This is a genomic window from Ensifer canadensis, from assembly GCF_017488845.2.
Classification (GTDB): domain Bacteria; phylum Pseudomonadota; class Alphaproteobacteria; order Rhizobiales; family Rhizobiaceae; genus Ensifer; species Ensifer canadensis.
The window spans coordinates 832385-859047 of the sequence record NZ_CP083370.1 but is presented as its reverse complement, the minus strand read 5'-3'; the positions used below and the strand labels follow the sequence as shown (position 1 = coordinate 859047).

Below are 26663 nucleotides of genomic sequence, written 5' to 3'. Positions count from 1 at the left end.
CATGTGCAGCAATTCAAAGCGCTACAGCGCCGCGCGTCTAATAAGATGCGCGGCGCTGTAGGATTCGCTTACCGCGCTTTAAGCTCTCGTTTTGCGCATGTTGTTATCGCAAAACCGCCGCGCACTTTTGCGACATGCTTCAGTCGACCTTGTCGCCCGGCAGGCCGTCGCCGCCATGGGCGGGATGGGCGGGCCAGTCGCCGCCATACTTGCGCTGCCACGAGCGCGCGCCGAACGGCAGCGTGATCAGGTAGCCAAGCGCCGTCACCGCCATTGTCTCCCAGGTGTAGGTCATCAGCGTCGCGACATAAAAGACGACGACGAGAATGACCGGCAGGACGAGATCGCGGCGAACGCGGCTGTTTTCCGACTTGCCCGACCAGACCGGCAGACGGCTGACCAGCAGGAAGGCAATCAGCACGGTGTAGCCCGATGCGATCAGCGCGAAGGTGCGCTCAGGTGCCAAGCCCAGCAGGCCGAGATAGACCGGCAGCAGCACCAGCATGGCACCCGCCGGCGCAGGCACGCCGACGAAATACTCCGACTGCCACGCTGCCTTGGACTGGCGCTCGGCCATGACGTTGAAGCGGGCCAATCGCAGGCCGCAGGCGATCGCGTAGATCAACGCCGCAATCCAGCCGATCGAGCGGGCCTGATCCAGGATGAAGACGTAGAGAACGAGCGCCGGCGCCACGCCGAAGTTGATGATATCGGCGAGGGAGTCCATCTGGCCGCCGAAGTTCGACGTCGCCTTCAGCAGGCGCGCGACGCGACCGTCGATACCGTCGAGAAAGGCCGCAAGCAACACCATGGCAACGGCGAGCTCGATGCGGTTTTCGAAGGCGAGCCGAATGCCGGAGAGACCTGCGCAGATCGCCAGCACGGTGATCATGTTCGGGATCATCAGGCGCAGCGGTATCTCGCGCAGTCGAGGGCCGCGACCGGTATCGCTTGAACCGTTCGCCTCGCCCGCGACTTTCGGCGGTTCGGCTGGGTTTTCCTGTTGAGGACCTTCCATAGGGGCTCCTTATGCGCGACGGCTGATGACCGGGCCCTTGGCCGAGCCGAATTCGGCAAGCACGGTTTCACCGGCAATCGCGGTCTGGCCGAGGCTGACGCGGGGCTCGACACCATCAGGCAGGAAAACGTCGAGGCGCGAGCCGAACCGGATGAGGCCGAAACGCTCACCGGCGTCGAGCGAGCCGTTTTCATACTTCCAGCAGATGATGCGGCGGGCAACCAGACCGGCGATCTGTACGACGCCGATTTCACCATGCTTCGTCTGGATGACGAGGCCGTTGCGTTCGTTCTCGTGGCTGGCCTTGTCGAGTTCGGCGTTGACGAACTTGCCGGCGCGGTAGGCGATGCGGCTGATGGTGCCGGTCATCGGCGCACGGTTCACGTGGCAGTTGAAGACGTTCATGAAGACCGAGATGCGCAGCATCGGTTCGGAACCAAGACCCAGCTCTTCCGGCGGCGTCACCATGGCAATCGACGAAACGCGGCCATCGGCCGGGCTGATCACCAGATCGTCGTCGATCGGCGTCATGCGCTCGGGGTCACGGAAGAAATAGGCGCACCAGGCGGTGAGCAGGAAGCCGATCCACATCAGCGGCTCCCACAGCAAGCCCAGCACCAGCGACGCGACGAAGAAGATCGCGATGAAGCGATAGCCTTCCTTGTGCACCGGGACCAGCGTGTTGCGCACCGTATTGACCAAGCTCATGAACTCTACTCCAAATTTGCTGTGGAACGTGACCTAGCGCGAAATGCCGCCCGCGGCAACGCTGCCCGCCCGACAGCGACAAAACGCGTCGCGATCAGCGACAAGACATGGCCGTCATAGGGCCGGCTCGCCACGCGTGACGATACCGAGGTCGTCGCTCTCGCGCACACGCTTCAATTGTTCTTCCGCCTGGGTCGCCTCGCGCTGGCGGCTCCACATGGAAGCATAAAGTCCGTCGCGATCGATCAGTTCCCCGTGCGTGCCGCGCTCGGCGATGACGCCATCCTTGAGCACGATGATCTCATCGGCATTGATGACCGTCGAAAGCCGGTGGGCGATAACCAGTGTCGTGCGGTTGCGGGAAACCACGTCGAGCGCCGACTGGATTTCCTGTTCCGTGCGCGTGTCGAGCGCGGAAGTTGCCTCATCGAGGATGAGGATCGGCGGTGCCTTCAGGATCGTACGGGCGATGGCGACACGCTGCTTCTCGCCGCCCGAAAGCTTGAGGCCGCGCTCGCCGACCATTGCCTGAAACCCTTCGGGAAGCGACTGGATGAAGGTCGCGATCTGTGCCGCCTCAGCCGCAGCGACAACCTCCTCCTCGGTTGCCGAAACGCGTCCGTAGCGGATGTTGTAGGCGATGGTATCGTTGAACAGCACGGTGTCCTGCGGCACCATGCCGATCACGGCGCGCAGGCTCTTCTGTGTCACACCGCGCACGTCCTGCCCGTCGATAGTGATCGTGCCCTGTTGCACGTCGTAGAAGCGATAAAGAAGCCGCGACAGCGTCGACTTGCCGGCCCCCGACGGGCCGACGACGGCAACGGTCTTGCCGGCAGGCACCTCGAAGCTGATGCCTTTCAGGATCGGTCGCGCTGCATCATAGGCAAAGTGCACGTCCTTGAAGGCGATGGCGCCGTTTGCAATGGCGAGCTGCCGCGCATCCGGGCGGTCGACCACTTCGGCTTCGACGTCGAGCAGATCGAACATGTGTTCGATGTCGGTCAGCCCCTGGCGGATTTCGCGATAGACGAAGCCGATGAAATTGAGCGGAATGGCCAGCTGGATCAGCATGGCGTTGATGAAGACGAAGTCCCCGAGCGTCTGCTCGCCGCGCTGCACCGCGAGCGCGGACATGACCATCATGACTGCCGTGCCAGCGCCAAAGATCATCGCCTGGCCGAAGTTGAGCCAGCCGAGCGAGGTCCAGACCTGGGTCGCCGCCTTCTCATAGCGCTCCATGGATCTGTCGAAGCGCTTGGCTTCCATTTCTTCGTTGCCGAAATACTTGACGGTCTCGAAGTTCAAGAGCGAGTCGATCGCCTTGGTGTTGGCGTCGGTGTCGCTGTCGTTCATGGAGCGGCGGATGGCGATGCGCCAGTCGCTCGCCTTGACCGTAAACCAGATATAGAGCCAGACGGTGATGGCCGTGACCAGCAGGTAGCTGAAACCGTAGCCCCACCAGAAGATCACGGCGGTCAGCAAAAATTCGATCAGCGTCGGTACACTGTTCAGAATGGTGAAGCGAACGATGGTCTCGATGCCCTTGGTGCCGCGCTCGATCACGCGCGACAGGCCGCCGGTGCGTCGCTCGAGATGAAAGCGCAGCGACAACTGGTGCATATGCACGAAGGTCTTGTAGGCGAGTTGCCGGACCGCATGCTGCCCGACGCTGGCAAACAGCGCGTCGCGCAACTGGTTGAGCCCCGCCTGCAGCAAACGCGCGAGGTTATAGGCAAGCACCAGCATGACTGCGCCGCCCAGGAACTGCGGCAGGAAGCCCAGTGCATCCGGCTTGTTGTTCAGCGCATCCGTCGCCCACTTGAAGAAATAAGGAACGAGGATGAGGACGACCTTGGCAATCACCAGGATGATCGTCGCCCAGACGACTCGAAGCTTCAGATCAGCCCGATCTGAAGGCCACATGTAGGGCCACAGGTTGACGATGGTTCGAAACGGGTTGCTCGTATCGGCGGAAATCGTCTTCGTCTGGTTCTGAGGTGCCACGTCTTGATCCGCCTTCACTCTTTCGCACGCCCGGGCGGACGGTCATGCCAATCCACCGGCGTCGCGCAGTTGCGGCTCCGCGCCTCGAACCTTTGGGCAAGGACATCGGGGCACATCATCGCCATCCAATGAAAAGCGGCGTCTCGTTGAAGACGCCGCCTTCTTTGACAAATAGGTCTCCGTCGACACTGCCGCAATGCGATGATGTCGATGAACAGCCTATTGCTCGTGTTTCATGTGCTTCTTGTGAATTTCGCGCGATTCTTCATCGGAAAGTGCCTGATCGGGAACGCCGAAGACCTGGCCAGGGCGGATGCGATCGGGGTTTTCGATCTGTGCCTGGTTGGCGAGGTAGATCGTGGTGTAGCGAACACCCGCGCCATAGACACGCCGTGAGATCTGCCAGAGCGTATCACCGCGACGGATGATCACGGAACTCTTGCTTTCCTTCAGCGGCGCCTGCTCCACCGTTGCCGGCTGAGCCTGGGTTTCAGTCGAGGCCATGGAAGGCTGCGCAGCGGCGACGTCATTGGTGATCGAGCTGCCGGCACCCTTGACCTTCGACGCGCCGGAAGCCTCGGCGATCTCGCCCGATGCGATGGTGTTGGCAACCGCCGGCGTGACACTGCCGCGTTCAGCAAGGATTGCACCGACCGAGGCTTCGACCTTGGTTAGGGCCGCAGCGACACTTGAGGCATCCTGCGGGGCCTCCTTCAGCACGGCCAGCGCATCGGCAGCAGCCTTTGCTGTCCGGGCGACCTCGCCTGCGAGCGCCTGATCGGAATTGTCGGCGAGCCTGAAATCGGCCAGCGACTTCAGTGCGAATTCGCTTGCTGAGCGTGCTGCCGCGAGTTGCTCGCCCGTCGGCACCTTGCCATTGGAGAAAAGCCCCTTCAGCAGCGCGAGCGCCTTGCCGGCTTCGGCACGCAGCCCGTCGAGGCCGGCTGTCGCGGCGGCCGAAACCGGGCCGGCAACAGCTGCGACCTGGCTACCGGCCGGGCGGTCGAACGGCACCGATGCGCGCATGACGACCTTGCTTGCGTCCTCGCTCAACATGTCTGCACGGATGATGTGGCTGCCGACCGCAAGGTCGATCTGACCGTCTACGACAAAGTGGCCCTTGTCATCCGCCTTCATTTCGCCGAGCAGCTTGTCGTCCGCGTAGATGCGAACGACGGCACCGGGCTTTGCGCTACCGGCGACGAACATCTTGGCGCCCTCGATCTCGACGGCGGTGACCTGCAGCCCTGCAGCGCCGTTTGGCTTTGCCGCCGTTGCGTCGCTCGTCGTCTGCGGCGTTGCAGACGCCACATCGGCGGATGTCGCCGCGGCCGGCTGCGAAGCAGGCGCGTCAGCCGTCTGCGCAACGCCCGCCAGCGCGTCAGGCGTGGTGAGCAGCCGGCTGGCAGTGCCGGGCTTAGAGACCATGGCAAGCAATTGGCCGGTCGGGTCCTTTGGAACGGAAACCGTTGCGACTTCTTGCGAATTCTTGGCAACGCCGTCTTCGCCGACCGCGCGCAGGGTCAGCTGGTAGTCCCCGGCCGGAAGCGGCTTGTCGAAGACGGCGGCGAAATCGCCGGTCACGCCGACATCAGCCGTTCCGACGATCGTCGCGCCGTTGAGGATTTCCAGCTTGGAACCGGGTGCGGCGTGGCCGGCAACAACGGTCGAACCATCGGGCTCGACGCGCAGCACGTCAAAACCGGGAATAGATGCATCCTCGACCGGTGATTTCGCGTCAGCGGCGCTTGCCGCCTGTTGCGGCTCCGCCATTTTGCTGGCGTCATCGGACTTCGCCGAGTCCGAAGTGGGCTGAGGCCCGCCGGTCGACGATGCCGCGTCACCGGTTTGGGCCGGAGCGTTTGCCGTGCCATCGGCCGAGGCTTCCTTGCCGTCACGCAAATTCGGTTGAACTACAAAAACCATCAACGCTGTTGCTGCCGCAAGGACAGTAAGGGCCACCCAGCCGGCCTTGTTCTTGATCATGCCACTCTCCACAGGAGCGGAGCGACGCTCCGCGCATGCCCTCTCATCGGCCTAAGGCGCGGGGCTTGCGCGGTCATTATAGCGCAACTGCGAGCTACCCGCCCAATTTCTTCAATCGATCCCTGAAATTGCTAGCGTTTCCTAGTGTAGCAGACAAGCAGCCGCCCCTGCTGCAGGCGCCGCGAACCAAGCTTTCCCCTCATTTTTCTTGACCCTTGCTGCGCTGCAATGCTTTTTGACCGGATGAGCACTGAAACCAGCACGATTCGATCCATCTGCGTCTACTGTGGTTCGCAGCCCGGGCGCGACCCGATTTACATGGAAGCCGGCCGCGCGCTCGGCCGCTCGATCGCCGACCATGGCCTGCGTCTGGTCTATGGCGGCGGCACGCGCGGCATCATGGGAGCGGTCGCCAGCGGCGTGCATTCCAATGGCGGCGAGGTCACCGGCATCATCCCGGAATTCCTGATGGACAAGGAAGCGACGCGCCATTCGCTCGGCCAGCTCAACGAGCTGATCGTCACCGCCGACATGCATGAGCGCAAGCACACCATGTTCGAGCGGGCGGACGCCTTTGTCGCCCTGCCGGGCGGCATCGGCACGCTGGAAGAGATCGTCGAGATCATGACCTGGGCGCAGCTCGGTCGTCACCGCAAGCCGATGGTCTTCGGCAACATGAACGATTTCTGGAAGCCGATGCTGGACCTGCTGCAGCACATGCGCGCTGAAGGCTTCGTTCACACGGCCCACCTCGTCCAGCCGCTTGTCGTCGACAAGGCCGAGGACATCGTGCCGGCGATCCTTGCGGCCGCTAGCGGCGCAAACGGCCGCGAAGGCGAAGCCGAGATCATCTCCCGCCTTTAGGCCTGTGTTACACCCCCAAAATCAGAAAAGGCGCGCCTGACGGACGCGCCTTTTTCCATTCTTGCCTACTGCATGTTTTCTTAAATCACATTCGATTTAAGGATAAAAACATGCAGCAATTCAAAGTGCTACAGCGGCCTTTGCGCGTCTAACACGACGCGCGGCGCTGTAGTGTCTTATTCGGCCGGGCTGACCTGTTCGGCGCGACGGGCGCGGCTCTGTGCCAGCATGGCGCCGGAATAAATAACCAATGCGGCCCAGATCAGTGCGAAGGCGATCAGCTTTGCGGTGCCGAAAGGCTCGTGGAAGACGAAGACGGCAATCAGGAAGATCATCGTCGGCGCGATATACTGCATGATGCCGATGGTCGACAGCCGCAGCAGCTTGGCGCCATTGGCATAGATCATCAGCGGGATCGCGGTGACAATGCCGCAGGACATCAGCCACAGCACGTCAGTCATGCCCGTGTCGCCGAAGTGCCCTTGGCCGGTCGCCTCGAGCCAGATGATGTAGCCGATCGCTGGAACGCTGAGCAGCAGCACTTCGAGGAAGAAGCCCTGGTTCGGCCCGATCGGCAGCGTCTTGCGGAAAAAGGCGTAGAAGCCCCAGGAGAGGCAGAGCCCGATCGACACCCAGGGCAGACCGCCGGCATCGAAGGCGAGTACGCCAACGGCGGCAGCGGCCAGCGCGATCGCCACCATCTGCGCCGGGCTTGGCTTTTCCTTCAGCAACAGAGCGCCGAGGAAAATCGAGAAAAGCGGATTGATGTAATAGCCGAGCGCCGTCTCGATCGCGCGACCAGCACCGATCGCCCAGACATAGATACCCCAGTTGATGGTGATGAGCACGGCAGTGAGAGCCGCCATGCGCAACATGCGCGGTGAACGAAGGGCGACCTTGACGTCTTCCGTGCGCCCAAGCCACACCAGCACGAGGCCCGCGAGCGGAACCGACCAGACGATGCGGTGCGCAACCACTTCCGGCGCCGGGATATGGGCGATCGCCTTCATGAAGAAAGGCAGGAATCCCCAGAGCAGATAGGCCGTGAGCGCAAAGGCGAAGCCCTTGGCGGAATCGGTGTTTTCTGCGGGTACTTTCGCGTTCGGCTCGGCCATGACATTTTTCCTGATGTAGTCGCCGGAGGCTGTCTTGGCGATGACGCCCGCTCCGGTCGCAATCGAAGGTGCAGCCTTACCGGCCGACGAACCCTTCCATGGGGCGTCGTACTCCAATGACCATCAATGCACCAATTCATTTCCGTGAACGGATGGTGAATTTTGCTCATACTTTAGGCAAGAGCAACGACGCCCAGCGGGGTGCCTATGCTCTCCCTCACCTGAAGCAGGCGCTTACTCGGCGGCGATCAGTCCGACATGGTCGCGATTCTTCAACAGCTTGAAAATGATACTGTCCATCAACGCCTGGAACGAGGCATCTATGATGTTGTCGGAGACGCCGACCGTCCACCAGCGCGCGCCCGTGCCATCGGTCGATTCGATCAGAACGCGCGTGATCGCCTCAGTCCCGCCGTTGAGGATACGGACCTTGTAGTCCGCAAGCTCCAGGTCTTCGATCTCCGACTGGTATTTGCCGAGGTCCTTGCGCAGGGCCAGATCGAGCGCATTGACCGGCCCGTGGCCTTCGGCCACCGACATCATGGTTTCGCCATCGACGACGACCCTGACGACCGCTTCCGACACGGTTTTCAGATGACCGTTGGCGTCGAACCGACGTTCGACCATCACCCGGAAGCTTTCGACGTGGAAGAAATCCGGCACCGTCCCGAGGATGCGGCTGGCCAGCAGCGCGAAACTCGCATCGGCGCCCTCATAGGCATAACCGGTCGCCTCGCGCTCCTTGACGATCGCGATCAGCTTGTCGAGCTTGGGATCGTCTTTGCCAACCACGATCCCCCGCCGCTTCAGCGCGTTGATGAAGTTCGCCTTGCCGCCCTGGTCGGACACCATGACCTTGCGCAGATTGCCGACACTTTCAGGGGCGATGTGCTCGTAGGTGCGTGGATCCTTCAGAAGCGCCGAGGCGTGAATGCCGGCCTTGGTGGCAAAGGCCGAGGCACCGACATAGGGCGCCTGCATGTCCGGCGAGCGGTTCAATAGTTCGTCGAAAGCATGCGAGAGCTTCGTCAGTTCCTGCAGGCGGTCGGAATCGATCGCCGTTTCGAACCTGCTGGAATAGATCTCTTTCAGCGCGAGGGTGGGGATAAGCGTCACCAGATTGGCGTTGCCGCACCGCTCGCCGATGCCGTTCAGCGTTCCCTGTATCTGGCGGACGCCGGCCTCGACGGCTGCAAGCGAATTGGCTATCGCCTGCCCCGTGTCGTTATGGGCGTGGATGCCGAGACTGGCGCCGGGCACACCGGCGGCGATAACAGCCGAAACGATCTCGCGCACCTCGTGCGGCTGGGTGCCGCCATTGGTATCACAAAGCACGATCCAGCGTGCGCCCGCTTCGAAGGCAGTCTGCGCACAGGCAAGCGCATAGGCGCGGTTCGCCTTGTAGCCGTCGAAGAAATGCTCGCAGTCGACCATGGCCTCGCGGCCGGCGCCGACAACGGCTGCGACGGAAGCCCGGATGTTGTCGAGGTTTTCCTCGTTGGAACAGCCGAGCGCCACCGCCACGTGGTAATCCCAGCTCTTGGCCACGAGACAGATCGCGTCGGTGTTTGCTTCGAGCAGGGCGGCAAGGCCCGGGTCGTTCGAGGCGGAAACGCCAGCGCGCTTGGTCATGCCGAAGGCGACGAAGGAGGCCTTCTTCGTGCGCTTGCGCTTGAAGAACTCCGTATCGGTCGGGTTTGCCCCGGGATAGCCGCCTTCGACATAGTCCATGCCGAAATCGTCGAGCAGGGTGGTAATCGCGATCTTGTCCTCGACGGAAAAGTCGATGCCGGGCGTCTGCTGCCCGTCCCGTAGCGTCGTGTCGAAGAGGTAGATGCGTTCCCTGGTCATGGCTCGTTTCCAATAATGCTCAGTCGTTATTCGGTCTTGCCGGCGAATTTGTCAGTGGCGCGGATCAACCGGTCGAGGATACCGGGTTCGGAATAGGCGTGCCCTGCCCCCTCGATCAGGTGGAACTCAGCCTCGGGCCAGGCCTTGTGCAACTGCCAGGCATATTTTGCCGGGCATGGCATGTCGTAGCGGCCCTGGACGATCACGCCGGGGATGCCATGCAGACGATGGGCATCCCGCAGCAATTGGCCGTCGTCCATCCAGCCGGCATTGACGAAGAAGTGGTTCTCGATGCGCGCGAAGGCATCGGCAAACTCGTCCTCCTCAAAACGGCCGCTGGTCGACAGTTCCGGAAGCAGCGTGATCGTCTCACCTTCCCATATGCTCCAGCTCCGGGCAGCTGCCAAACGCGTCGCCCTGTCGTCGCTGGTCAGGCGCCGGTGATAGGCACGCATCATCTCGTGCCGCTCATTCTCCGGGATCGGCGCGATGAACCGCTCCCATTTGTCCGGAAACATCTCCGAGACGCCGAACTGATAGTACCAGTCGAGCTCGGCCTTGGTCAGGGTATAGATGCCGCGCAGCACCAGTTCCGTCACCCGACCCGGGTGCTTTTCCGCATAGGCGAGTGCCAGGGTCGATCCCCAGGAGCCGCCGAACACCAGCCATTTCTCGACCCCTGCCATCTCGCGCAGACGTTCGATATCGGCGACGAGGTGCCAGGTGGTGTTGGCTTCGATCTCCGCATGCGGCTTCGACATGCCGCAACCGCGCTGGTCGAACAGCGTCACGTCGTAAAGCTTGGGATCGAACAGCCGGCGATGGTTGGGCGAGATCGTGCCGCCCGGCCCGCCATGCAGGAACACCGCCGGTTTTGCGCCTGGCGTTCCTACCCGTTCCCAATAGACCGAATGACCGTCGCCGACGTCGACGTGACCCGACGCATGGGGTTCGATTTCCGGGTAGAGCGTATGCAATTGAGCAGTCATCTTCAGTCTCTCATCGGTGGCCAGTGCACCGTATCGTAATCGGGATGCTGGCGGTTCGTTTCGAGCACGAGCAGGTGCCGGGTGGCGGAAAGCTCGGTGCCGTCGTCGGTCTGCCTTTCGGGAAGCTTCGCAAGCCGCGAGAACCAAACCATGCGCGATTCTACCCCAGACTGATAAACCGGTGGCAGATCGTCTGGATCATCGAGCGAGCCGAGCACGATGTTGAGGAAATCCTCGTCCGGCATGTCATAGAAGAGCGGCGTTCCGCAATCGTGGCAGAAGGCGCGGCGCACCAGATGCGAGGAGCGAAACCATGAGGGTTGCCCGCGGGTGATGTCGAAATTGTCGCGCGCGATGTTGGCGAGCGGCATGAAATAATTGCCGGCGGCCTTCTGGCACATGCGACAGTGACAGATATGCGCATCCGCCAGCACGCCTTCGGCGCGGTAGCGGATCGCTCCGCACTGGCAGCCGCCGGTAAAGATGCGCGAAATCGTCATCGGAACACTCCCGGTTGGTGCCACTGCTCGGTGTCGTGATCGGGATGCTGGAAGGAAATGACACTCTCCTGCCTGCTATAGAAATCCGGATCCGTCAGCACCGGCTGGTCGAAGATGGTCTCGACCCAGGGGAGCCGCGAGGCATAATTAACCTGTATCTGCGGGGCCAGATCGCTGCGATCATCGAACGTGCCGATGGCGATTTCCATGCCGCCGGGATGGCGGTAGATCATCGGCGTGCCGCATTTCGGGCAGAAACCACGATCGATATTGACCGAGGATTGGAAGTAGCTCGGCTCGTCGCGCGTCCACTCGACGCCATCCTTCGGCGCTGTCACCAGCGCCGAGAAGAAGGCGCCGAACTGCTTCTGGCACATGCGGCAATGGCAGATCGACGGACGGCCGAGTTGTCCCCGAATGCGGAAACGGACCGCGCCGCACTGGCATCCGCCTGTTCGCACTGTATCGGTCATTTCTCGTCCTCCGGGGGCCAGGTTTCGGTGTCATGATCAGGATGCTGGTAGGAAACGAGATCGGCAAGGAATGCCACGGCGTCGGCATCGGCCAACGTCTCCTCCCCCGGCAATTCAGGCACTTGATCGACATAGGGCAGCTTAGCCTCGATGCCCCACTGGATTGTCGGCACGATCCCCTGAGGTTCGTCGAAGGCAGCAATCGCCAGCGCCATGCCATCGGGCGCCTCATAGGTTAGAGGCGTGCCGCAATCACCGCAAAATCCACGCCAGCCAAAATTGGACGACTGGAAGCGTTTGCGCTCGCCACGCGTCCAGTTGACGGTAGCGCCACGCACCGACACCAACGGCAGATAGAAGTTTCCGCTCGCCTTCTGGCACATGCGGCAATGGCAGACGGAAGCGTCGCCGAGAACGCCCTCGACGCGGAAACGCACGGCACCACATTGGCAGCCGCCGGTATGATACGGCCTGTTGTCGAGACTCATCGCAACGTCTCCTCAAGTCGACACATGACAGACCGCCTCGATGTTGTTGCCGTCGGGATCGAAGACGAAGGCGGCATAATAATCCGGGTGGTAGTGCGGGCGCAGTCCCGGCTTGCCATTGTCGCGGCCGCCGGCAGAAAGAGCTGCGTCGTAGAAGGCATCGACTTCGCTGCGGCTGCGTGCGGTAAAAGCATAGTGCCTGCCCGGACCTGCGGCCGCCTCATGCAACCAAAAGACCGGACGTTCGCGACCGTAACCGCCGACCTTGACGCCGCCGGTGTGCTCGGCCGGCACCATCATCAGGAGGGAGGCGCCAAGCGGCGCAAACGCCCCGTCGTAGAACGACTTCGCCTTGTCGAAATCCGCAACCGAGATACCAGTATGATCGATCATTGCACGAACTCCTCCTTCATGCGCCTCTCCTCATGCCGTCAAGCTGCGACCGCCGTCCCCTGCCCGGACACCGTCGGCATCCAAGGGCAATAGGGGATGGCAGGCCGTCTTCATCGCTTCACTTCCCAGGTCGTCAGGCGCTCGCCAGTCGCCGGGTCCTTGCCGTCTTTCAACTGGATGCCCTGGGCGAGCAGATCGTCACGGATTCTGTCGGCCGCAGCGAAATCCTTGGCCTTCAGCAATTCGAGACGTGCCCTGACGCGGCCATCGACTTCGTGCACGACGGCCTCGTCGAGTTCGACCGCCTGCGGCACGATGCCGAGCAGCGACGCGCTGGCGGCAAAGCTGCCCCTCAGGCTTGGATCGCTGGCGGTCTTCTGCGCCAGCGCATGCAGCGCCTGAACCGCCGCCACCGTGTTCAGGTCGTCGGACAGCGCCGTAACGATGGCCGGATCGACCTCGCCCTTGGCGTCGCCCGGCACCGGCCATTTCGACAGCAGATGCTCGGCCTCCTCCAGGCGCTTGATCGAGAAATCGATCGGCTCGCGGTAGTGGGTCATCAGCATGGCAAGGCGCAGCACGTCGCCCGGCCACTTCCGGCCGCCGAATTTTTCGGTGTGCAGCAATTCGTAGATGGTGACGAAGTTGCCTTCGGACTTCGACATCTTGCGGCCTTCGACCTGCAGGAAGCCGTTGTGCATCCAGACATTCGCCATCACATCCGTGTCGTGAGCGCAACGCGACTGGGCAATCTCGTTCTCGTGGTGCGGGAAGATGAGATCGAGCCCGCCGCCGTGGATATCGAAGACCTCGCCCAGATAACGCCCGCTCATGGCCGAGCACTCGATGTGCCAGCCCGGACGCCCCCTGCCCCATGGGCTTTCCCAGCCCGGTTCGTTGTCGGCCGAGAGTTTCCAGAGCACGAAATCGCCCGGGTGTTTCTTGTGCACCTCGACGGCGACGCGGGCACCGGCCTGCTGCTCGTCGAGATTGCGCTTGGAAAGCTGCCCGTAATCCGGCATCGATCTGGTATCGAACAGCACCTCGCCACCGGCCTTGTAGGCATGGCCCTTGGCAATCAGCTTGTCGATGATGTCGATCATCTGCGGAATATTGTCGGTGGCGCGCGGCTCGACATCAGGATCAAGGCAGCCGAGCGACTTGGCGTCTTCGAGGAACTGCGTCTCGGTCTTCTCGGTCACATGCCGGATCGCCTCGTTCAGCGGCAGGCCGGGATAGTCGCGCAGGGCCCGCGCGTTGATCTTGTCGTCGACGTCGGTGATGTTGCGAACATAGGTCACCCTCTGCGGCCCATAGACATGGCGCAGCAGCCGGAACAGGATATCGAAAACGATGACCGGACGCGCATTGCCGATATGGGCATAGTCGTAGACGGTCGGGCCGCAGACATACATGCGGACATTGTCAGGATCGATCGGCCGGAAATCGACCTTCTCCCGCGTCAGCGTGTTGTACAGCTTAAGTGTCGGCACTCCGCCCATTCCAAATCTCCAATACGCATGCGACCGTCAGAAATACGGCGCCCGGGAGGCCCGCACGTTTGTCATCTTGGATTTCGGGAGACGAAAACGGCCAGGCCAGCGAAGCGCTAGCGAATAATCTTCCGGCAGATAATGCAGGTAACCGTTTTCATGGCCACACTTATCGCGCGTCGCATGGCGCCGGTCAAGTGGTGAGCCGCATGCGAAGCACAGCCAACTATCCAAGCTGAGGCATGGTCATGGATTTGTCACGATTTGGCTTATCTGGGATCGCCACGCGGGAAAGAGATTCGCGGTGCAGCTTGGCCCTGCGCCACGGTTCCTGTCTCCGGAGAAAATGAGGAGGAGCGTCGTTGTCGCCTACAGCGCCGCGCGTCTTATCGGACGCGCCAAGGTCGCTGTAGCCCTTTGAATTGCTGCATGTTCTTATCCTTGAATCGGATACGATTTAAGGAAACATGCAGTAGGCAAGCGAGAACGAGGCGTTTCCGGTCCAGGAAAAGCATCAAGGAGTGCATGCACGTGAAGACCGCCAAGACCACCGACATCGCCAAGACACCCGCCGATCTGGTTCAACAGTACCGTCCGCTTGGTCTCAAGGCCGTGCTGGCCGCTGCCCTGCAGGTGAAGGCAAAGCCCACCGCCAAGCTGAAGAAGCAGACGGCCTAAGTACCCATGAGATTCAGAATAGGGACATCTGCCCGTCGTCGGGCTTGTCCCCGTTCTTGTCGTCCTTCACGGGCGCTTTCGGCACCAGTTGCGGGATGACCGCCTCCTGGATATCGGCCCCCGCATTCGCCACCTTGTTGACCTTGTCGGATACAGGGATCGCTTCGAAATAATCCTCCGACGCCGGCACCATCAGATCGAGGACGTCGCGCGGCTCCTGCGTCTTGCAATCCAGCCAGCGGGCGAAATCTTCCGGCTGGATCACCACCGGCATGCGGTCATGTATGGGGGCAATCGCGGGATTGGCGCTGGTGGTGAGCACTGCAGCAGTGTCGACTTCGGAGCCATCGGCGGAAGACCAGGTCTCCATCAGGCCGGCAAAGGCGACGATGCCCCCTTTTCGAGGACGGATCCAATAGGCCTGCGACGCCTCGCCGCTGCCCTTTGCGGGGCGATGCCATTCATAGAAGCCGGATGCCGGGACGAGAACGCGCCGATGGCGCATCGCGGCGCGAAACGATGCCTTTTCGATCGCCGTCTCGGCACGGGCATTGATCAGCAGCGGAAAGTCCCTGGGGTCCTTGACCCAGCCGGGCGTGAAGCCCCAGCGAACGAGAAGGGCCTTGCGCTCCGGCAGATTGCTGCCCGGCCCGGCGCGATCCGCGGCGACCACGACGATGATCGGCTGCGTCGGCGCAATATTGAAGCGCACCGGAAAGTCGTCGCTTTCCAGCAGGCCGAACAGCTCCATCAATTCTTCCGGGGTCGCCGTCAGCGCAAAACGTCCGCACATGACATGGATGTGGCACTTCACGTAGGATGGGTCAACGATACCGATCGAAATTGATTCCATCATGCCGAAACAGCCCGAACTCGCCTCCTCCGTCATTCTCGAACGCGATGGCCGCTACTTGCTTGTGCGGCGCGCCAATCCGCCGTCGGCCGACATGTACGCTTTTCCCGGCGGCCGGGCCGAGCCGGGAGAGACGCCGGAGCAGACGGCCCTGCGCGAATTGCAGGAAGAGACCGGCATTTGTGCCGACAACCCCGTGCTGTTTGAAACCTACGATCTGCCGGGCAAAGAATCCGAGGGTCGGCATTTCTTCCTCTCCGTCTTCAAGGCGCAGGCGGACGCGAAGGCTGTCGCTGTTGCCAGCGACGACGCAGCCGGCCTCGGATGGTTCACGCCGGACAAGATCTTTGCGCTTCCCATTCCCGACAGTGTTCGCGAATGCGTGGAAAAACTGGCCGCCCAGGCTGCAGCCAACGCAAAGACGGGCGGATGCCTTGAAACAGCCGTCGATTCGGACTTGAAGGGATGATGACATTCGGCCCGACCATCATCCGCCTGACTGTGACAACACTGCTGCTTGCCACGGCGACGGCCGCTGCGTCGCAGAAGACGGCTGCACCTCCGCAGGACAAGACGCAGACGCAAGCGCCCGCACCTGCTGTCGTCGAGGAGAAGCCGACACCCTATGACCAACGGCTGATTCGCCTCGCCGAGGTGCTTGGATCGGTCCATTATCTGCGCAATCTCTGCGTAAAAGAGCCCGAGGATGTCTGGCGGCGCTCGATGCAGCAGCTGATCGACAAGGAAACGGCCAACGAGGAAAAAAGGCGCGAGCGGATGACCGCCGCCTTCAACCGGGGGTATCGCACCTTTGCCTCTGTCTACACTACCTGCACGCAGCCGGCGATCGTCGCGGAACAGCGATATCGTGCCGAAGGAGCAACACTTGCGTCAGAAATCGTCGCTCGCTTTGGAAATTAGCAATAAATTAACCTCTTTTCTCACGACCCCGTGTCGTTTCGGGAAAAGGCTGCTAAGTTCGTTAAGAGAGTGGTAAGAAGTGACAACCGGGTCACAGTCGTTCAGTTGGGGTTCAGCCGGACGACGTTAAAGTGAGCCACTTGCAGCAATGGAAGTCGCATGGAACGAATGATGGAACCAAGCCTGACCGACATCGATGACATGATCGTCCACGAGAAAATGCAGGCAGCGCTGGAACACCAGAACGAGGCCTGGGCGGACGGCATGGCTGATGGCATCGAGCCAGAAATCATCGCCGATGCGGCCATCGCTCTAGCCATGCGGGAAACCGTTCGGCTTCATGGTGAAGAAGGTGCGGAAGCGATGCTCAATTCGCTTCGCGAGCGCATGCTCGCCGGTGAATTTTCGCCCCAACGCTCGCTTCAGTAATATCAGGACTGCCCTTATGAGCCGGAACCATGCCAACCGGACCTCTCCGGTTCGCCTTGTTACGCTGCTTCTGGCCGGTGTCGCTCTCTGCGTTCCGGTTATGATGTCGCCCGCATTCGCGCTCAGCGAATTGCAGGAAGCGCCCAACGCAGTCGCAAGCGACCAGAATACTCCTCCTCCGCCAGCCGAACCTGTGGACGACGAACCGGATCAGGAAGAAAAGCTCCCGCTCGAAATCCCGATGCCGGACCCGCTGATCAAAAAGACGGTTACCATAACGAAGGAAGATCAGGCCGCCGAAGAGCCGAAGACGGTCGAACCCGTAGAAGTGCTCAGCGACGTCTCCAAGATACCGGCGCCTGTGGCGCGCATGCGCGAGTTGATCGTCGAGGCGGCTGCCTCCGGCGATATCGAGCGGCTGCGGCCCCTGCTCGGCAAAGGCCCGACCCAGACCCAGGTCACTGGCGTCAGCGCCGATGAAGATCCGATCGCGATCCTGAAAAGCCTGTCGGGCGACCAGGATGGCGTCGAGATCCTGGCAATCCTGCTCGACGTTCTTTCGACCAGCTTCGTCCAGGTCGACAAAGGTACGCCACAGGAAGCCTATGTCTGGCCCTATTTCGCCGAAAAGCCGCTGGCCTCGCTGACCGCCCCTGAGAAAGTCGACCTCTTCCGGCTGGTGACGGCAGGCGATTTCGCGGACATGGAAGAATTCGGCAGTTACAACTTCTATCGTGTCGGCATCATGCCCGACGGGAAGTGGAAATTTTTCATCGCCGGCGACTAGAGCACTTCATCTTTAAACAGAAGCATTCTGCCGGAAGGAATTTCGGCCAGGACCAAGGCGGCTGGCAAAGAGCGCAGCAGAAGCTGCGGTCGAGACGGCCGCCGCCGGTAATGGCCGAAATTCATCCGGCCCTTAGGGTTGGCTGAAAACGGCCGCCCACTGTGTCGGATGGCTTGCCCGATGGATCCGCATCGCTCAGCGCCATCCTTCGTGTGGAACGGCCGTTTTGAGCCAACAGAATTGCTTCCGTTTAAAGATGAAGTGCTCTAAGCGCCGGCGATACGCTTGCCGTTCATCCCTGAACATCCTACCTGTTCGGCAATGTGAACAGGAATCGAGCCATGCCCAGAGTTCGCCTCGACGACCGCGCGATCGTCTCCGTTTCCGGCAAGGATGCGGAAGATCTTCTCCAGGGGTTGATCACCACCGATCTCGATGCCCTCGCCCCTGACGAGGCGAGGCCAGGCGCGCTGCTGACGCCGCAGGGCAAGATCCTGTTCGATTTCATGATTTCCCGCGACGGCGACGGCTTCAGGCTGGAAACGACTGCGGATCAGGCCGAAGCGCTTCTGAAGCGGCTGACCATGTACAAGCTGCGCTCGGCGGTGACCCTGTCGCTCGACACCTCCACACCCACTGTCATTGCCTTCGACGAGCCGCTGGCCGAGGGATTTCGCGACCACCGCTTCGAGAAGGCCGGCGCCACCGTTTTCCGCTTCTATGGTGAGAGCGAAGCGGACTCAGCCTCTAATGCCGACCTCGACCAACTCCGGATCGTCTCCGGCATTGCCGTTTCCGGCCCCGATTATGCGCTGCAGGACGCCTTCCCGCATGATGTGCTAATGGACAAGAATGGTGCGCTCTCCTTCCGCAAGGGCTGCTATGTCGGTCAGGAAGTGGTTTCGCGCATGCAGCACCGCGGCACGCAGCGCCGTCGCGTCGTAATCGTCGCCGGTGCATCGGCGCTCCCGCCGACCGGCACAGCGATAACGGCAGACGGCAAGTCGATCGGCACGCTCGGCACAGTGCGTGGCACTTCGGCCCTCGCGATCGTGCGCATCGATAAGGCCGGCGAAGCGATGGCCAACGGCGTCGACCTGCTCGCGGGCGACGTGACTGTGACGTTGACCCTGCCGGAATGGACCGGGCTTGCCTTCCCAACCACCGCCGACGAGGCAAGCGCGTGACCTCGGCACGCGCCTGGCAGCGCATGCTCTCCGGCCGGCGGCTCGACCTGCTCGACCCGTCACCGCTCGATGTCGAGATCACCGACATCGCCCACGGTCTTGCCCGCGTTGCCCGGTGGAACGGCCAGACGGCCGGGGACCACGCCTTCTCCGTCGCCCAGCACAGCCTCATCGTCGAGGACATCTTTCGCCGGAGCTACAAGTGCAACGCCGACGACTGCCTGATGGCGCTGCTGCATGACGCCCCGGAGTATGTGATCGGCGATATGATCTCCCCCTTCAAGGCCGTGGTCGGCGGCGGCTACAAGCTGGTCGAAAAGAGGCTGGAAAGCGCCATTCACCTGCGCTTCGGTCTGCCTGCCCATTGCGCCAAGGATCTGAAGGACCGGATCAAGAAGGCAGATCATATTGCCGCCTATTTCGAGGCGACTGCGCTTGCCGGCTTTTCGACCGAGGAGGCGCGAAAGTTCTTCGGGCAGCCGCGCGGCATCACCCGCGACAGCCTGCTGATCGCCCCCCTGCCGGCCATAGAGGCCCAGCGTCTGTTTACCGAGCGTTTTGCCACGCTCGAGGCGGAACGCGCCGCTGCGAAGGTGGATGCCTGAGATGCCCCAGATCGTCGTATCGCCGCTTGCCCGCATCGCCGAGATGGCTGTGCGCCACGGCTGCACCGAGATGCTGAGCCTGGTCGCCAAGGGCCAGGACTTCCACCGTCCGGCCGTCATTGCCAAGGCGCGGCACCTGACGCTGGGAATGAACGATATCAGCTTCGCCGGTACCGGTGGGCTCATCGCTCCGCAGGAAGAGCACGTCCAGCAGATCGTCGCCTTCGCCAAGGGCTGGGACCGTTCGCGGCCGATGCTCGTTCATTGCTGGATGGGCGTTTCGAGGTCGCCGGCCGCTGCCCTTATCGCCGCCCTTGCGGTGGAGCCTGAGCAGGACGACCGAGAACTGGTCGAGCGGCTGCGGTTCGCCTCTCCCTATGCGACGCCGAATACGCGGCTTGTCGAAATCGGCGACACTGTCTTGTCGCGCGGCGGGCGGCTGGTCGCTGCCGTACGCTCGATCGGCCGCGGTGCGGACACGGACGGCAATGTTCCCTTCGTGCTGCCGCTTGTAGCCGAGGGAGCCAATGTTGGCGACTGAGATGCGGGCCGTCACCGTCGAAATCGGTCTCAACGCGGCCATCGTTGCCGTCGTCAGCCGCAGCCCGCGCATCCTGGCCGTCAACGAGGCGGATGGCGACGCGAGGGACAGCCTGCCCTTCGGCCCCTTCGACCCTGCTCTTCACCGCACCTTCGAGACCAGTCTGCGCGACCGCGTGGAAAAACGCACGGCGCTCAAGCTCGGCTATATCGAGCAGCTCTACACCTTCGGCGACCGCGGACGGCAGCGCCTGCCGGGCGAAGAAGGCAAGCACATGGTCTCGGTCGGCTATCTCGCCCTGACGCGAACCGATACCGAGAACACCGAGCGGTTGGCCGAGGCCGGCGCGCACTGGCGCGACTGGTACGGCTACCTGCCGTGGGAGGATTGGCGGCAGGGCCGCCCTGCCATCCTCGACCAGCTGATTTTGCCCGCGCTCTCGCGGTGGGAGCTTGCCACATCAGACGACGAGCGCATGGCGCCAAGCGCGCAGCGGCGCGCACGCATCCGGCTTGCCTTCGGCCTCGACGATTTCCCCTGGGACGAGGAACGGGTGCTGGAGCGTTACGAGTTGCTCTACGAGGCCGGTCTCGTGCGCGAAGCGGTGATTGACGGCCGCAGCCGGGAGCAGGACAACGCTGCCGCCGGGCAGGCCATGCGCCACGACCACCGCCGCATCGTCGCAACGGCGATCGCCCGCCTGCGCGGCAAGATCAAATATCGGCCGGTCATTTTCGAACTGATGCCGCCCGAATTCACCCTCACCGATCTGCAGGCAACGGTAGAGGCCATTTCCGGCCGCCACCTGCACAAGCAGAATTTTCGGCGTCTGGTCGAAGGTGCGGAGCTGGTCGAGCCGACCGGCATGACGCTGGCGTCGACCGGCGGCAGGCCTGCGGCGCTGTTCCGCTTCCGCCGGCAAATCCTCGACGAACGGCCCGCACCCGGCCTCAAGGTGGGCGGCCGCTCATCCTCCGCATGAAACGCGCAGGCAGAAACGACTGGGGATTTATGCTGGCGATGACATCGTTGCGGCGGGTTTAATGTGCGGACTGCATCTAACACTTCGGCCAATGCGCGCTACATTCGTTCAATTGGATATGGTGCCGGCTCTGTGGCCGGCTAGAGCGCTTCCGGTTGAAACGGAGTCAAAGAAGCACTCTACCTCTTTGTTTTAACGCATTTCCGAACGGAAAATCGCTCCGCACTTTTTCTGGAAATGCTTTAGGGAAGAACACATGCTGCTTGCGCTTGCGCTGCTCACCAGCCTCCTGACGGACCAGCCTCTCCTGCCGAACCCGCAGGGGAACAAGGCGATCCCCGACTATTTCAAGAACAACCAGATGGGCCGCGGCCAGGTGACGATCTGCAACCTCAACGGCCAGGACATGCGAGGGCAGTTCAAGATCTGTCGCTATGACTGCGGCACGGAGATCACCATCGACAAACGCGTCGTCTGCCCCTTCATCATGCAGCGCTAGCGTCGGCCTCAACTGCGCCGACGGCCACTAAACAACTCCTTAAACCGGAATCGATTCAGGGCCCTATGCGGCGCGCTTCAAGCATTATCGCGGCGCTTACGCGTCGGAGCGCCTCAGTGCTTGATCGCTACGTCCAGACCGATGTCGAGCGTCGGAGCGGCCATGGTGATCTTGGAGGTCGAGATATAGTCGACGCCGGTCTCGGCGATGGCACGTACCGTGTCGATCCTGACGTTGCCGGAAGCTTCCAGGCGCGTGCGCCGCGGGTCTGCGGCATAGGCCTCGTCGCCAAGCTGCCAATGGGCGGCGTTGATGGCGACGGCTTCGCGCAGGCGCACCGGTCCCATATTGTCGAGCAGGATGACGTCCGGTGCCGCAGTCAGCGCCTCGCGCATCTGGTCGAGGCCATCGACCTCGATCTCGATCTTGACCAGATGACCGCAATAGGCGCGCGCCGCATGGACGGCGCCGGCAACGCCGCCGGAGACGGCGATGTGATTGTCCTTGATCAGCACGGCGTCGTCGAGGCCATAGCGATGATTGGAGCCACCGCCGAGACGCACGGCGTATTTCTCCAGCGCGCGCAGGCCAGGGATCGTCTTGCGGGTGCAGCAGACCTTTGCGCGCGTGTGGGCAATCTCGTCGGCAAATTTCGCGGTGTAGGTGGCAATGCCCGAGAGATGCATGAGGAAGTTCAGGCCAACGCGCTCGGCCGACAGAAGCCCGCGGGCGCGACCAGAGATGCGGGCAATCGCCGTTCCCGGTGTCACACGATCTCCGTCCGAAACCAGAGCCTCGAAGACGATGGACGGATCGACGAAGCGGAACGCTGTCCGCGCCAGCTCAAGCCCGGCAATCACCCCGGGATCGCGGGCGTTCATGCCAGCCGTTGCCGACAGTTCCGGCCCGATCGTCGACAGGGTGGTGATGTCGCCGGCGCGACCGAGATCTTCGAGCAAGGCGGCACGCACCTGATCCTCGACCATGAGGGCGGGCAGTTCGGGGCGAAGGGCTGCAGTCATCTGGTCGTTGGTCCTGTCTCTATTCTCAAGTGACTATTGCGCGCCATGCTCAGGCCGTTTCGGCTTCCGCGACGTCGGCCGCCAGACGGTTCGCTTCCGCAAGCGTCAGGTAGGTTCTGCGCCGCCATTCCGGCTGTTCCGTCGGGCAATCGGCGCGGTAGTGGCCACCACGGCTCTCGGTGCGGCGAAGGGCGCCGACGGCGATCAGCTTGGCGGTGGTGATGATGTTGGTGAAGCGCATGCGGGTGTTGTCGCGCTCGAGCGCCGAAATTTCGCGGATCGCCCGCAACAGGCTTTCGCGCGTGCGCACCACGCCGACGCAGTCGCTCATCAGGCTGCGCAGGATCGTGAGCTGCGGGCTGTCTTCGACCGTGACCGGGTCGTCGTTTTCGCCGGCATTGTCGCCCCATTGGGTAAGCTGCGGCGTCGGCAGGGTGCCCTTGATGTTTTCGGCGATGCGGGCGGCAAAAACCACCGCTTCCAGCAGCGAATTGGAGGCCAGCCGATTGGCGCCGTGCACGCCGGTCGACGTCACTTCGCCGGCTGCCCAAAGACCGTCGATCGAGGTGCGGCCCTCAGCATCCGTCAGCACGCCGCCCATGTGGTAGTGCACCGCCGGTACGACCGGGATCGGCTGCGTCACCGGATCGATGCCGGCACCGATGCACGAGGCATAGACTGTCGGGAACATGTCCGGGAAATGCTTGCCGACCGCCTTGGTGCAATCGAGAAAGGCGCCGCGACCGGCCTGGACCTCGGCGAACACGCCGCGCGAGACGATGTCGCGTGGGGCAAGCTCGCCGTCCGGGTGAATGTCAAGCATGAAGCGATGCCCAGCCGAGTTGATAAGCTGGGCGCCGTCGCCACGCAACGCCTCGGTCGCAAGCGGCGCCGGGTCTTTGCCAATGTTGATCGCCGTCGGGTGAAACTGGACGAATTCCGGATCGGCGATGATCGCCCCTGCCCGCGCCGCCATGCCGAGACCCTGGCCGCAAGCTTCCCAAGGGTTGGTTGTCACCGCATAGAGGTGGCCGATGCCACCGGAACACAGAACCACGGCCCGCGCCGGAAACGAAACGCGCTTCTTCGCCTGGCCGGCATCCGGCCGGGCGATGACGCCGGAGATGAAGCGGCCTTCGCGCACCAGCTCTTCGACCACATAGCCTTCGATGATGCGGATCGACGGGGTGTTGCGCACAGCCGTGATCAGCGCTTCCATGATCGCCTTGCCGGCCATGTCGCCCTTGACGCGCACGATGCGGCGTTCGGAGTGGGCAGCTTCGCGCGACAGGATCAACTTGCCTTCGAGATCGCGGTCGAAGGGTACGCCATATTCCAGCAGATCGTGAATGCGCGCGGGACCTTCGGCCACCATCATGCGCGTCATCTTCTCGTCGACGATGCCGGCCCCCGCCGTCAACGTGTCGGCGACGTGTTTCTCGAAAGTGTCGCCCGGGCTCATCGCCGCAGCGATCCCCCCTTGCGCCCAGGCCGACGAGGCGCCGTGGCCGATCGGTGCGGCGGCGAGAATGGTTACCGGCCGGGGGCTGAGCTTCAGCGCGCAGAAGAGGCCGGCAAGGCCGCCGCCGACGATGACGATATCGTCAATCCCGTTGAAGGATTGCGGACGGAAATGATCTCTCAGCATGGTGCGGCTCTCCTCCAGCGCATGCTTGTATGCCGGGCCTTTCGCCCGGCAGGTGTTATTGCTTGAGGTTGACCATGCGTTCGACTGCAAGGCGCGCCCGATCGGCGATCGCCGGATCGACCAGAACCTCTTCCGTCATGGTGAGCAGGCTGTCGAGAATCTTCGGCAGCGTGATGCGCTTCATGTGCGGACAGAGATTGCAGGGCTTGATGAACTCGACGCCTTCGATCTCGGCCTGGATGTTCGATGCCATCGAGCATTCGGTGACGAGCAGGACCTTCGACGGCCGGTGGTCTTTGACGTAGTTGATCATGCCCGATGTCGAGCCGGCGAAATCGCAAACGGCAATCACATCCGGATGGCATTCGGGATGGCCGATGATCTCGATGCCCGGATTGGCTTCCTTGTAGGCCAGCAGTTCGGCGGCGGTGAAGCGCTCATGCACCTCGCAGTGGCCCTTCCAGGTCAGGATCTTCTTGTTGGTCTGGCGTGCGACGTTCATGGCCAGATATTCGTCCGGGATGCACAGCACCGTGTCCGATGCGAAGCTCTCAACGACCGCAAGCACGTTCGACGAGGTGCAGCAGATATCCGTCTCGGCCTTCACGTCGGCGGAGGTGTTGACGTAGGTGACGACGGGAACGCCGGGGTAACGCTGCTTCAGCAACCGTACATCCGCGCCGGTAATCGATTCCGACAGCGAGCAGCCGGCCTTTCCATCAGGGATCAGCACGGTCTTTTCCGGGCTCAACAGTTTGGAGGTCTCCGCCATGAAGTGAACGCCGCATTGGATGATGATCTCGGCATCGACCTTGCTGGCGTCGCGCGCCAACTGCAGCGAGTCCCCGACGATATCGGCGACGCAATGGAAGATATCGGGCGTCTGGTAGTTATGCGCGAGGATGACGGCGTTGCGCTCTTTCTTCAGCCGGTTGATGGCGTGAACGTAAGGCGCATAGACCGGCCACTCGATCGCCGGAATGAAATCCTTCACCTTCTCGTAAAGATGCTCCGTCTCGCGCGCGACTGCGGGTGTGAAAGCAAGCTCGGGTCTTTCGATGACGCCGAAGCGCTGGGCGGCGCTTACAAGAACCGGGTTCGCCACGGCCTGCGTGCGGGTGTCAAGGCGCGTCATCGAGATCTCCTCTCCGCCCCTCTCCTGGGCGGCTCTTCAATTATGCTCAAAATGAGCATAATTGAACCAAAACAAAAGCGGCAAAGCCGCATGGATTGATTTAGAAAGTTTTGTGACAGAATTCAAGAACGGAACGTCGCATTTTGCGACGCCCCGTTCACGGATTTCTTCAGGCCATGGCAGGCCGGGGAACGGCTTTCTCCTCGATCGGCCAATGAACGACGGCCGCAAACAGGCCGAGCGCCACGCCTAGCCACCATACCGGATCATAGGAGCCGAAGCGGTCATAGAGGTATCCGCCCATCCACACGCCCAGGAACGAACCCACCTGGTGCGAGAGAAAGACGATGCCGCCGAGCACCCGAACATGATGGCAACGAGCGCGTTTGTCGGCGGCACGGTCGAAAGCCAGAGCAAGCCCATGACGATTGCAAAGACAATGACCGAGGTCGGCGATTGCGGCAGCAGCAGGAAGGCGGTGACCGCGACCGACCGGGCAATGTAGATCAGCGCCAGGAAATAGGGCTTGGAATAATGTTGGCCGATGAAGCCGGCCGACAGCGAGCCGATGATGTTGAAGAACCCGATCAGCGCCAGCGCGATTACCGCATAGCGGGCGTCGATGCCGATGTCGCCGATATAAGCAGGGAAATGCGCGGTGATGAAGGCCACCTGGTAGCCGCAGACGAAGAAACCGGAGACCAGTAGCAGGTAGCTCTTGTGGCCGAGCGCTTCCTTCAGCGCCTGACCGATCGACTGCTTGTACTGCGCTTCCGTCTGCCGGCCGGAGGAAGCGTTTCCACGCAACGGAATGGCGAACAACGGCACCAGCAACATCAACACCCCGAGATAGACAAGGCTGTCCGACCAGCCATAGGCGGAGATCAGCCCCTGGCTCAGAGGCGCGAACAGAAACATGCCGGCGGACCCTGCCGCCGTGCAGATGCCGAAGGCCATGGAGCGCTGGTGCGGCGTGACGTTGCGGGCGAATGCGGAGAGCAGAATGCCGAACGAACCGGAGCCGACAGCCATGCCGATCAAGACGCCGCCACCGATGTGCAACCAGATCGCCGCATTGGCGTGGGCCATGATGAACAGGCCGGAGGCGTAGAGAAGCCCCGACATGGTCAGCACGCGCCAGGTGCCGAACTTGTCGGCGATCGCGCCGAAGAAGGGCTGGCTCAGCCCCCAGCAGAGGTTCTGCAACGCCATTGCCAGACCGAAGGTCGTGCGGTCCCAACCGGTCTCGGCAAGCATCGGCAGCTGGAAGAAGCCCATCGCCGAGCGAGGACCGAAGGTGAGCATCGCAACGAGCGAACCGGCGACAATAATCAGCCAAGGCATTTCCTGGCGAACGCTCGACGGCGCGGATGCTCCCGAAATGGCGGACATGGGTTTTCTCCTGATGACGAAGCGCGACCCTACGCGGACGCTAAAATAGATAAAAGCCAATTAAATTGACGACGCGATCACCGGAATTGATGAGGCCGG

The 26663-nt window shown here is 62.2% G+C and carries 28 protein-coding genes and 1 pseudogene; 12 read left to right on the top strand and 17 right to left on the bottom strand.

The window, feature by feature from the left end; translation table 11 throughout:
* Positions 1-139 precede the first annotated feature (139 nt).
* The 4 genes from pssA to J3R84_RS04165 form a co-directional block, all read right to left on the bottom strand.
* The gene (pssA, locus tag J3R84_RS04180; RefSeq protein ID WP_025426433.1) at positions 140-1018 is read right to left on the bottom strand and encodes a CDP-diacylglycerol--serine O-phosphatidyltransferase; all 879 of its coding nucleotides are present in this window, start codon (positions 1016-1018) and stop codon (positions 140-142) included.
* Positions 1019-1027: 9 nt separating this feature from the next.
* Positions 1028-1726, bottom strand: coding sequence for a phosphatidylserine decarboxylase (locus J3R84_RS04175; RefSeq protein WP_025426432.1), 699 nt, complete (start codon positions 1724-1726; stop codon positions 1028-1030).
* A gap of 114 nt (positions 1727-1840) precedes the next feature.
* On the bottom strand, positions 1841-3733 hold the full coding sequence (locus tag J3R84_RS04170) for an ABCB family ABC transporter ATP-binding protein/permease (protein ID WP_025426431.1): 1893 nt from the start codon (positions 3731-3733) through the stop codon (positions 1841-1843).
* A 219-nt stretch (positions 3734-3952) separates the two neighbouring features.
* Positions 3953-5719: a LysM peptidoglycan-binding domain-containing protein gene (locus tag J3R84_RS04165; protein WP_025426430.1), complete on the bottom strand. Its 1767-nt coding sequence runs from the start codon at positions 5717-5719 to the stop codon at positions 3953-3955.
* A gap of 243 nt (positions 5720-5962) precedes the next feature.
* On the opposite strand from J3R84_RS04165, the gene J3R84_RS04160 reads away from it, so the two are divergent.
* The gene (locus J3R84_RS04160; RefSeq protein WP_203529440.1) at positions 5963-6583 is read left to right on the top strand and encodes an LOG family protein; all 621 of its coding nucleotides are present in this window, start codon (positions 5963-5965) and stop codon (positions 6581-6583) included.
* A gap of 176 nt (positions 6584-6759) precedes the next feature.
* Here the strand turns inward: J3R84_RS04160 and rarD are convergent, their stop codons facing one another.
* The 8 genes from rarD to cysS all read right to left on the bottom strand — a co-directional run bounded on the left by rarD (position 6760) and on the right by cysS (position 13894).
* The gene (gene rarD, locus J3R84_RS04155; protein WP_025426428.1) at positions 6760-7698 is read right to left on the bottom strand and encodes an EamA family transporter RarD; all 939 of its coding nucleotides are present in this window, start codon (positions 7696-7698) and stop codon (positions 6760-6762) included.
* A gap of 234 nt (positions 7699-7932) precedes the next feature.
* Positions 7933-9549: a citramalate synthase gene (cimA, locus tag J3R84_RS04150; protein ID WP_025426427.1), complete on the bottom strand. Its 1617-nt coding sequence runs from the start codon at positions 9547-9549 to the stop codon at positions 7933-7935.
* Positions 9550-9575: 26 nt separating this feature from the next.
* Positions 9576-10538, bottom strand: coding sequence for a prolyl aminopeptidase (gene pip / locus J3R84_RS04145; RefSeq protein ID WP_203529442.1), 963 nt, complete (start codon positions 10536-10538; stop codon positions 9576-9578).
* 2 nt (positions 10539-10540) lie between these two features.
* The gene (locus J3R84_RS04140) at positions 10541-11038 is read right to left on the bottom strand and encodes a GFA family protein (RefSeq protein WP_025426425.1); all 498 of its coding nucleotides are present in this window, start codon (positions 11036-11038) and stop codon (positions 10541-10543) included.
* The gene (locus J3R84_RS04135) at positions 11035-11511 is read right to left on the bottom strand and encodes a GFA family protein (RefSeq protein ID WP_025426424.1); all 477 of its coding nucleotides are present in this window, start codon (positions 11509-11511) and stop codon (positions 11035-11037) included. The genes J3R84_RS04140 and J3R84_RS04135 overlap by 4 nt, the downstream gene beginning before the upstream one ends.
* Positions 11508-11999, bottom strand: a complete 492-nt coding sequence (locus tag J3R84_RS04130; RefSeq protein WP_025426423.1) for a GFA family protein — start codon at positions 11997-11999, stop codon at positions 11508-11510. The genes J3R84_RS04135 and J3R84_RS04130 overlap by 4 nt, the downstream gene beginning before the upstream one ends.
* Positions 12000-12011: 12 nt before the next feature.
* Complete coding sequence (locus J3R84_RS04125; RefSeq protein ID WP_025426422.1) at positions 12012-12392, bottom strand: VOC family protein; 381 nt, start codon at positions 12390-12392, stop codon at positions 12012-12014.
* A 110-nt stretch (positions 12393-12502) separates the two neighbouring features.
* Complete coding sequence (gene cysS / locus J3R84_RS04120; RefSeq protein ID WP_203529444.1) at positions 12503-13894, bottom strand: cysteine--tRNA ligase; 1392 nt, start codon at positions 13892-13894, stop codon at positions 12503-12505.
* A 522-nt stretch (positions 13895-14416) separates the two neighbouring features.
* Here cysS and J3R84_RS04115 point away from each other — a divergent pair.
* Positions 14417-14563 carry a hypothetical protein gene (locus tag J3R84_RS04115; RefSeq protein ID WP_162174732.1) on the top strand — a complete coding sequence of 49 codons (147 nt, stop codon included), beginning with the start codon at positions 14417-14419 and terminating at the stop codon, positions 14561-14563.
* Positions 14564-14576: 13 nt separating this feature from the next.
* Here J3R84_RS04115 and J3R84_RS04110 read toward each other — a convergent pair whose 3' ends face one another.
* Complete coding sequence (locus J3R84_RS04110) at positions 14577-15416, bottom strand: SOS response-associated peptidase (RefSeq protein WP_025426420.1); 840 nt, start codon at positions 15414-15416, stop codon at positions 14577-14579.
* On the opposite strand from J3R84_RS04110, the gene J3R84_RS04105 reads away from it, so the two are divergent.
* The 9 genes from J3R84_RS04105 (at position 15415) to J3R84_RS04065 (ending at position 21367) form a co-directional block, all read left to right on the top strand.
* Positions 15415-15885 (top strand): NUDIX hydrolase, encoded by a 471-nt coding sequence (locus tag J3R84_RS04105; protein ID WP_025426419.1) that lies wholly within the window; start codon positions 15415-15417, stop codon positions 15883-15885. The two genes, J3R84_RS04110 and J3R84_RS04105, sit on opposite strands and share 2 nt — an antisense overlap.
* The gene (locus J3R84_RS04100) at positions 15885-16337 is read left to right on the top strand and encodes a TIGR02301 family protein (protein ID WP_025426418.1); all 453 of its coding nucleotides are present in this window, start codon (positions 15885-15887) and stop codon (positions 16335-16337) included. The genes J3R84_RS04105 and J3R84_RS04100 overlap by 1 nt, the downstream gene beginning before the upstream one ends.
* Positions 16338-16496: 159 nt before the next feature.
* Positions 16497-16766: a hypothetical protein gene (locus tag J3R84_RS04095; protein ID WP_025426417.1), complete on the top strand. Its 270-nt coding sequence runs from the start codon at positions 16497-16499 to the stop codon at positions 16764-16766.
* Positions 16767-16782: 16 nt separating this feature from the next.
* Positions 16783-17553, top strand: a complete 771-nt coding sequence (locus J3R84_RS04090; protein WP_025426416.1) for a hypothetical protein — start codon at positions 16783-16785, stop codon at positions 17551-17553.
* 341 nt (positions 17554-17894) lie between these two features.
* Positions 17895-18740, top strand: a complete 846-nt coding sequence (ygfZ, locus tag J3R84_RS04085) for a CAF17-like 4Fe-4S cluster assembly/insertion protein YgfZ (protein WP_025426415.1) — start codon at positions 17895-17897, stop codon at positions 18738-18740.
* A complete protein-coding gene (locus J3R84_RS04080) occupies positions 18737-19345 on the top strand; it encodes a YfbR-like 5'-deoxynucleotidase (protein WP_025426414.1) in 609 nt (202 codons plus the stop codon). The genes ygfZ and J3R84_RS04080 overlap by 4 nt, the downstream gene beginning before the upstream one ends.
* 1 nt (position 19346) lies before the next feature.
* Complete coding sequence (locus tag J3R84_RS04075; protein ID WP_025426413.1) at positions 19347-19886, top strand: tyrosine phosphatase family protein; 540 nt, start codon at positions 19347-19349, stop codon at positions 19884-19886.
* 1 nt (position 19887) lies between these two features.
* Positions 19888-20868: an NUDIX hydrolase gene (locus tag J3R84_RS04070; RefSeq protein ID WP_107028447.1), complete on the top strand. Its 981-nt coding sequence runs from the start codon at positions 19888-19890 to the stop codon at positions 20866-20868.
* Between the two features lie 256 nt (positions 20869-21124).
* Positions 21125-21367, top strand: a complete 243-nt coding sequence (locus tag J3R84_RS04065) for a hypothetical protein (protein ID WP_025426411.1) — start codon at positions 21125-21127, stop codon at positions 21365-21367.
* 113 nt (positions 21368-21480) lie between these two features.
* Here J3R84_RS04065 and nadC read toward each other — a convergent pair whose 3' ends face one another.
* The 3 genes from nadC to nadA are packed head-to-tail and all read right to left on the bottom strand — an operon-like array spanning position 21481 to position 25172.
* The gene (gene nadC, locus J3R84_RS04060) at positions 21481-22389 is read right to left on the bottom strand and encodes a carboxylating nicotinate-nucleotide diphosphorylase (RefSeq protein ID WP_025426410.1); all 909 of its coding nucleotides are present in this window, start codon (positions 22387-22389) and stop codon (positions 21481-21483) included.
* Positions 22390-22438: 49 nt separating this feature from the next.
* Positions 22439-24037 carry an L-aspartate oxidase gene (locus J3R84_RS04055; RefSeq protein WP_025426409.1) on the bottom strand — a complete coding sequence of 533 codons (1599 nt, stop codon included), beginning with the start codon at positions 24035-24037 and terminating at the stop codon, positions 22439-22441.
* Between the two features lie 55 nt (positions 24038-24092).
* A complete protein-coding gene (gene nadA, locus J3R84_RS04050; protein ID WP_025426408.1) occupies positions 24093-25172 on the bottom strand; it encodes a quinolinate synthase NadA in 1080 nt (359 codons plus the stop codon).
* Positions 25173-25233: 61 nt separating this feature from the next.
* Here nadA and J3R84_RS04045 point away from each other — a divergent pair, with 61 nt between their 5' ends.
* Positions 25234-25425 (top strand): hypothetical protein, encoded by a 192-nt coding sequence (locus J3R84_RS04045; RefSeq protein ID WP_203529452.1) that lies wholly within the window; start codon positions 25234-25236, stop codon positions 25423-25425.
* Here the strand turns inward: J3R84_RS04045 and J3R84_RS04040 are convergent.
* Positions 25342-26564: pseudogene (locus J3R84_RS04040) on the bottom strand (MFS transporter). The gene J3R84_RS04045 and the pseudogene J3R84_RS04040 overlap by 84 nt on opposite strands.
* Positions 26565-26663 lie beyond the last annotated feature (99 nt).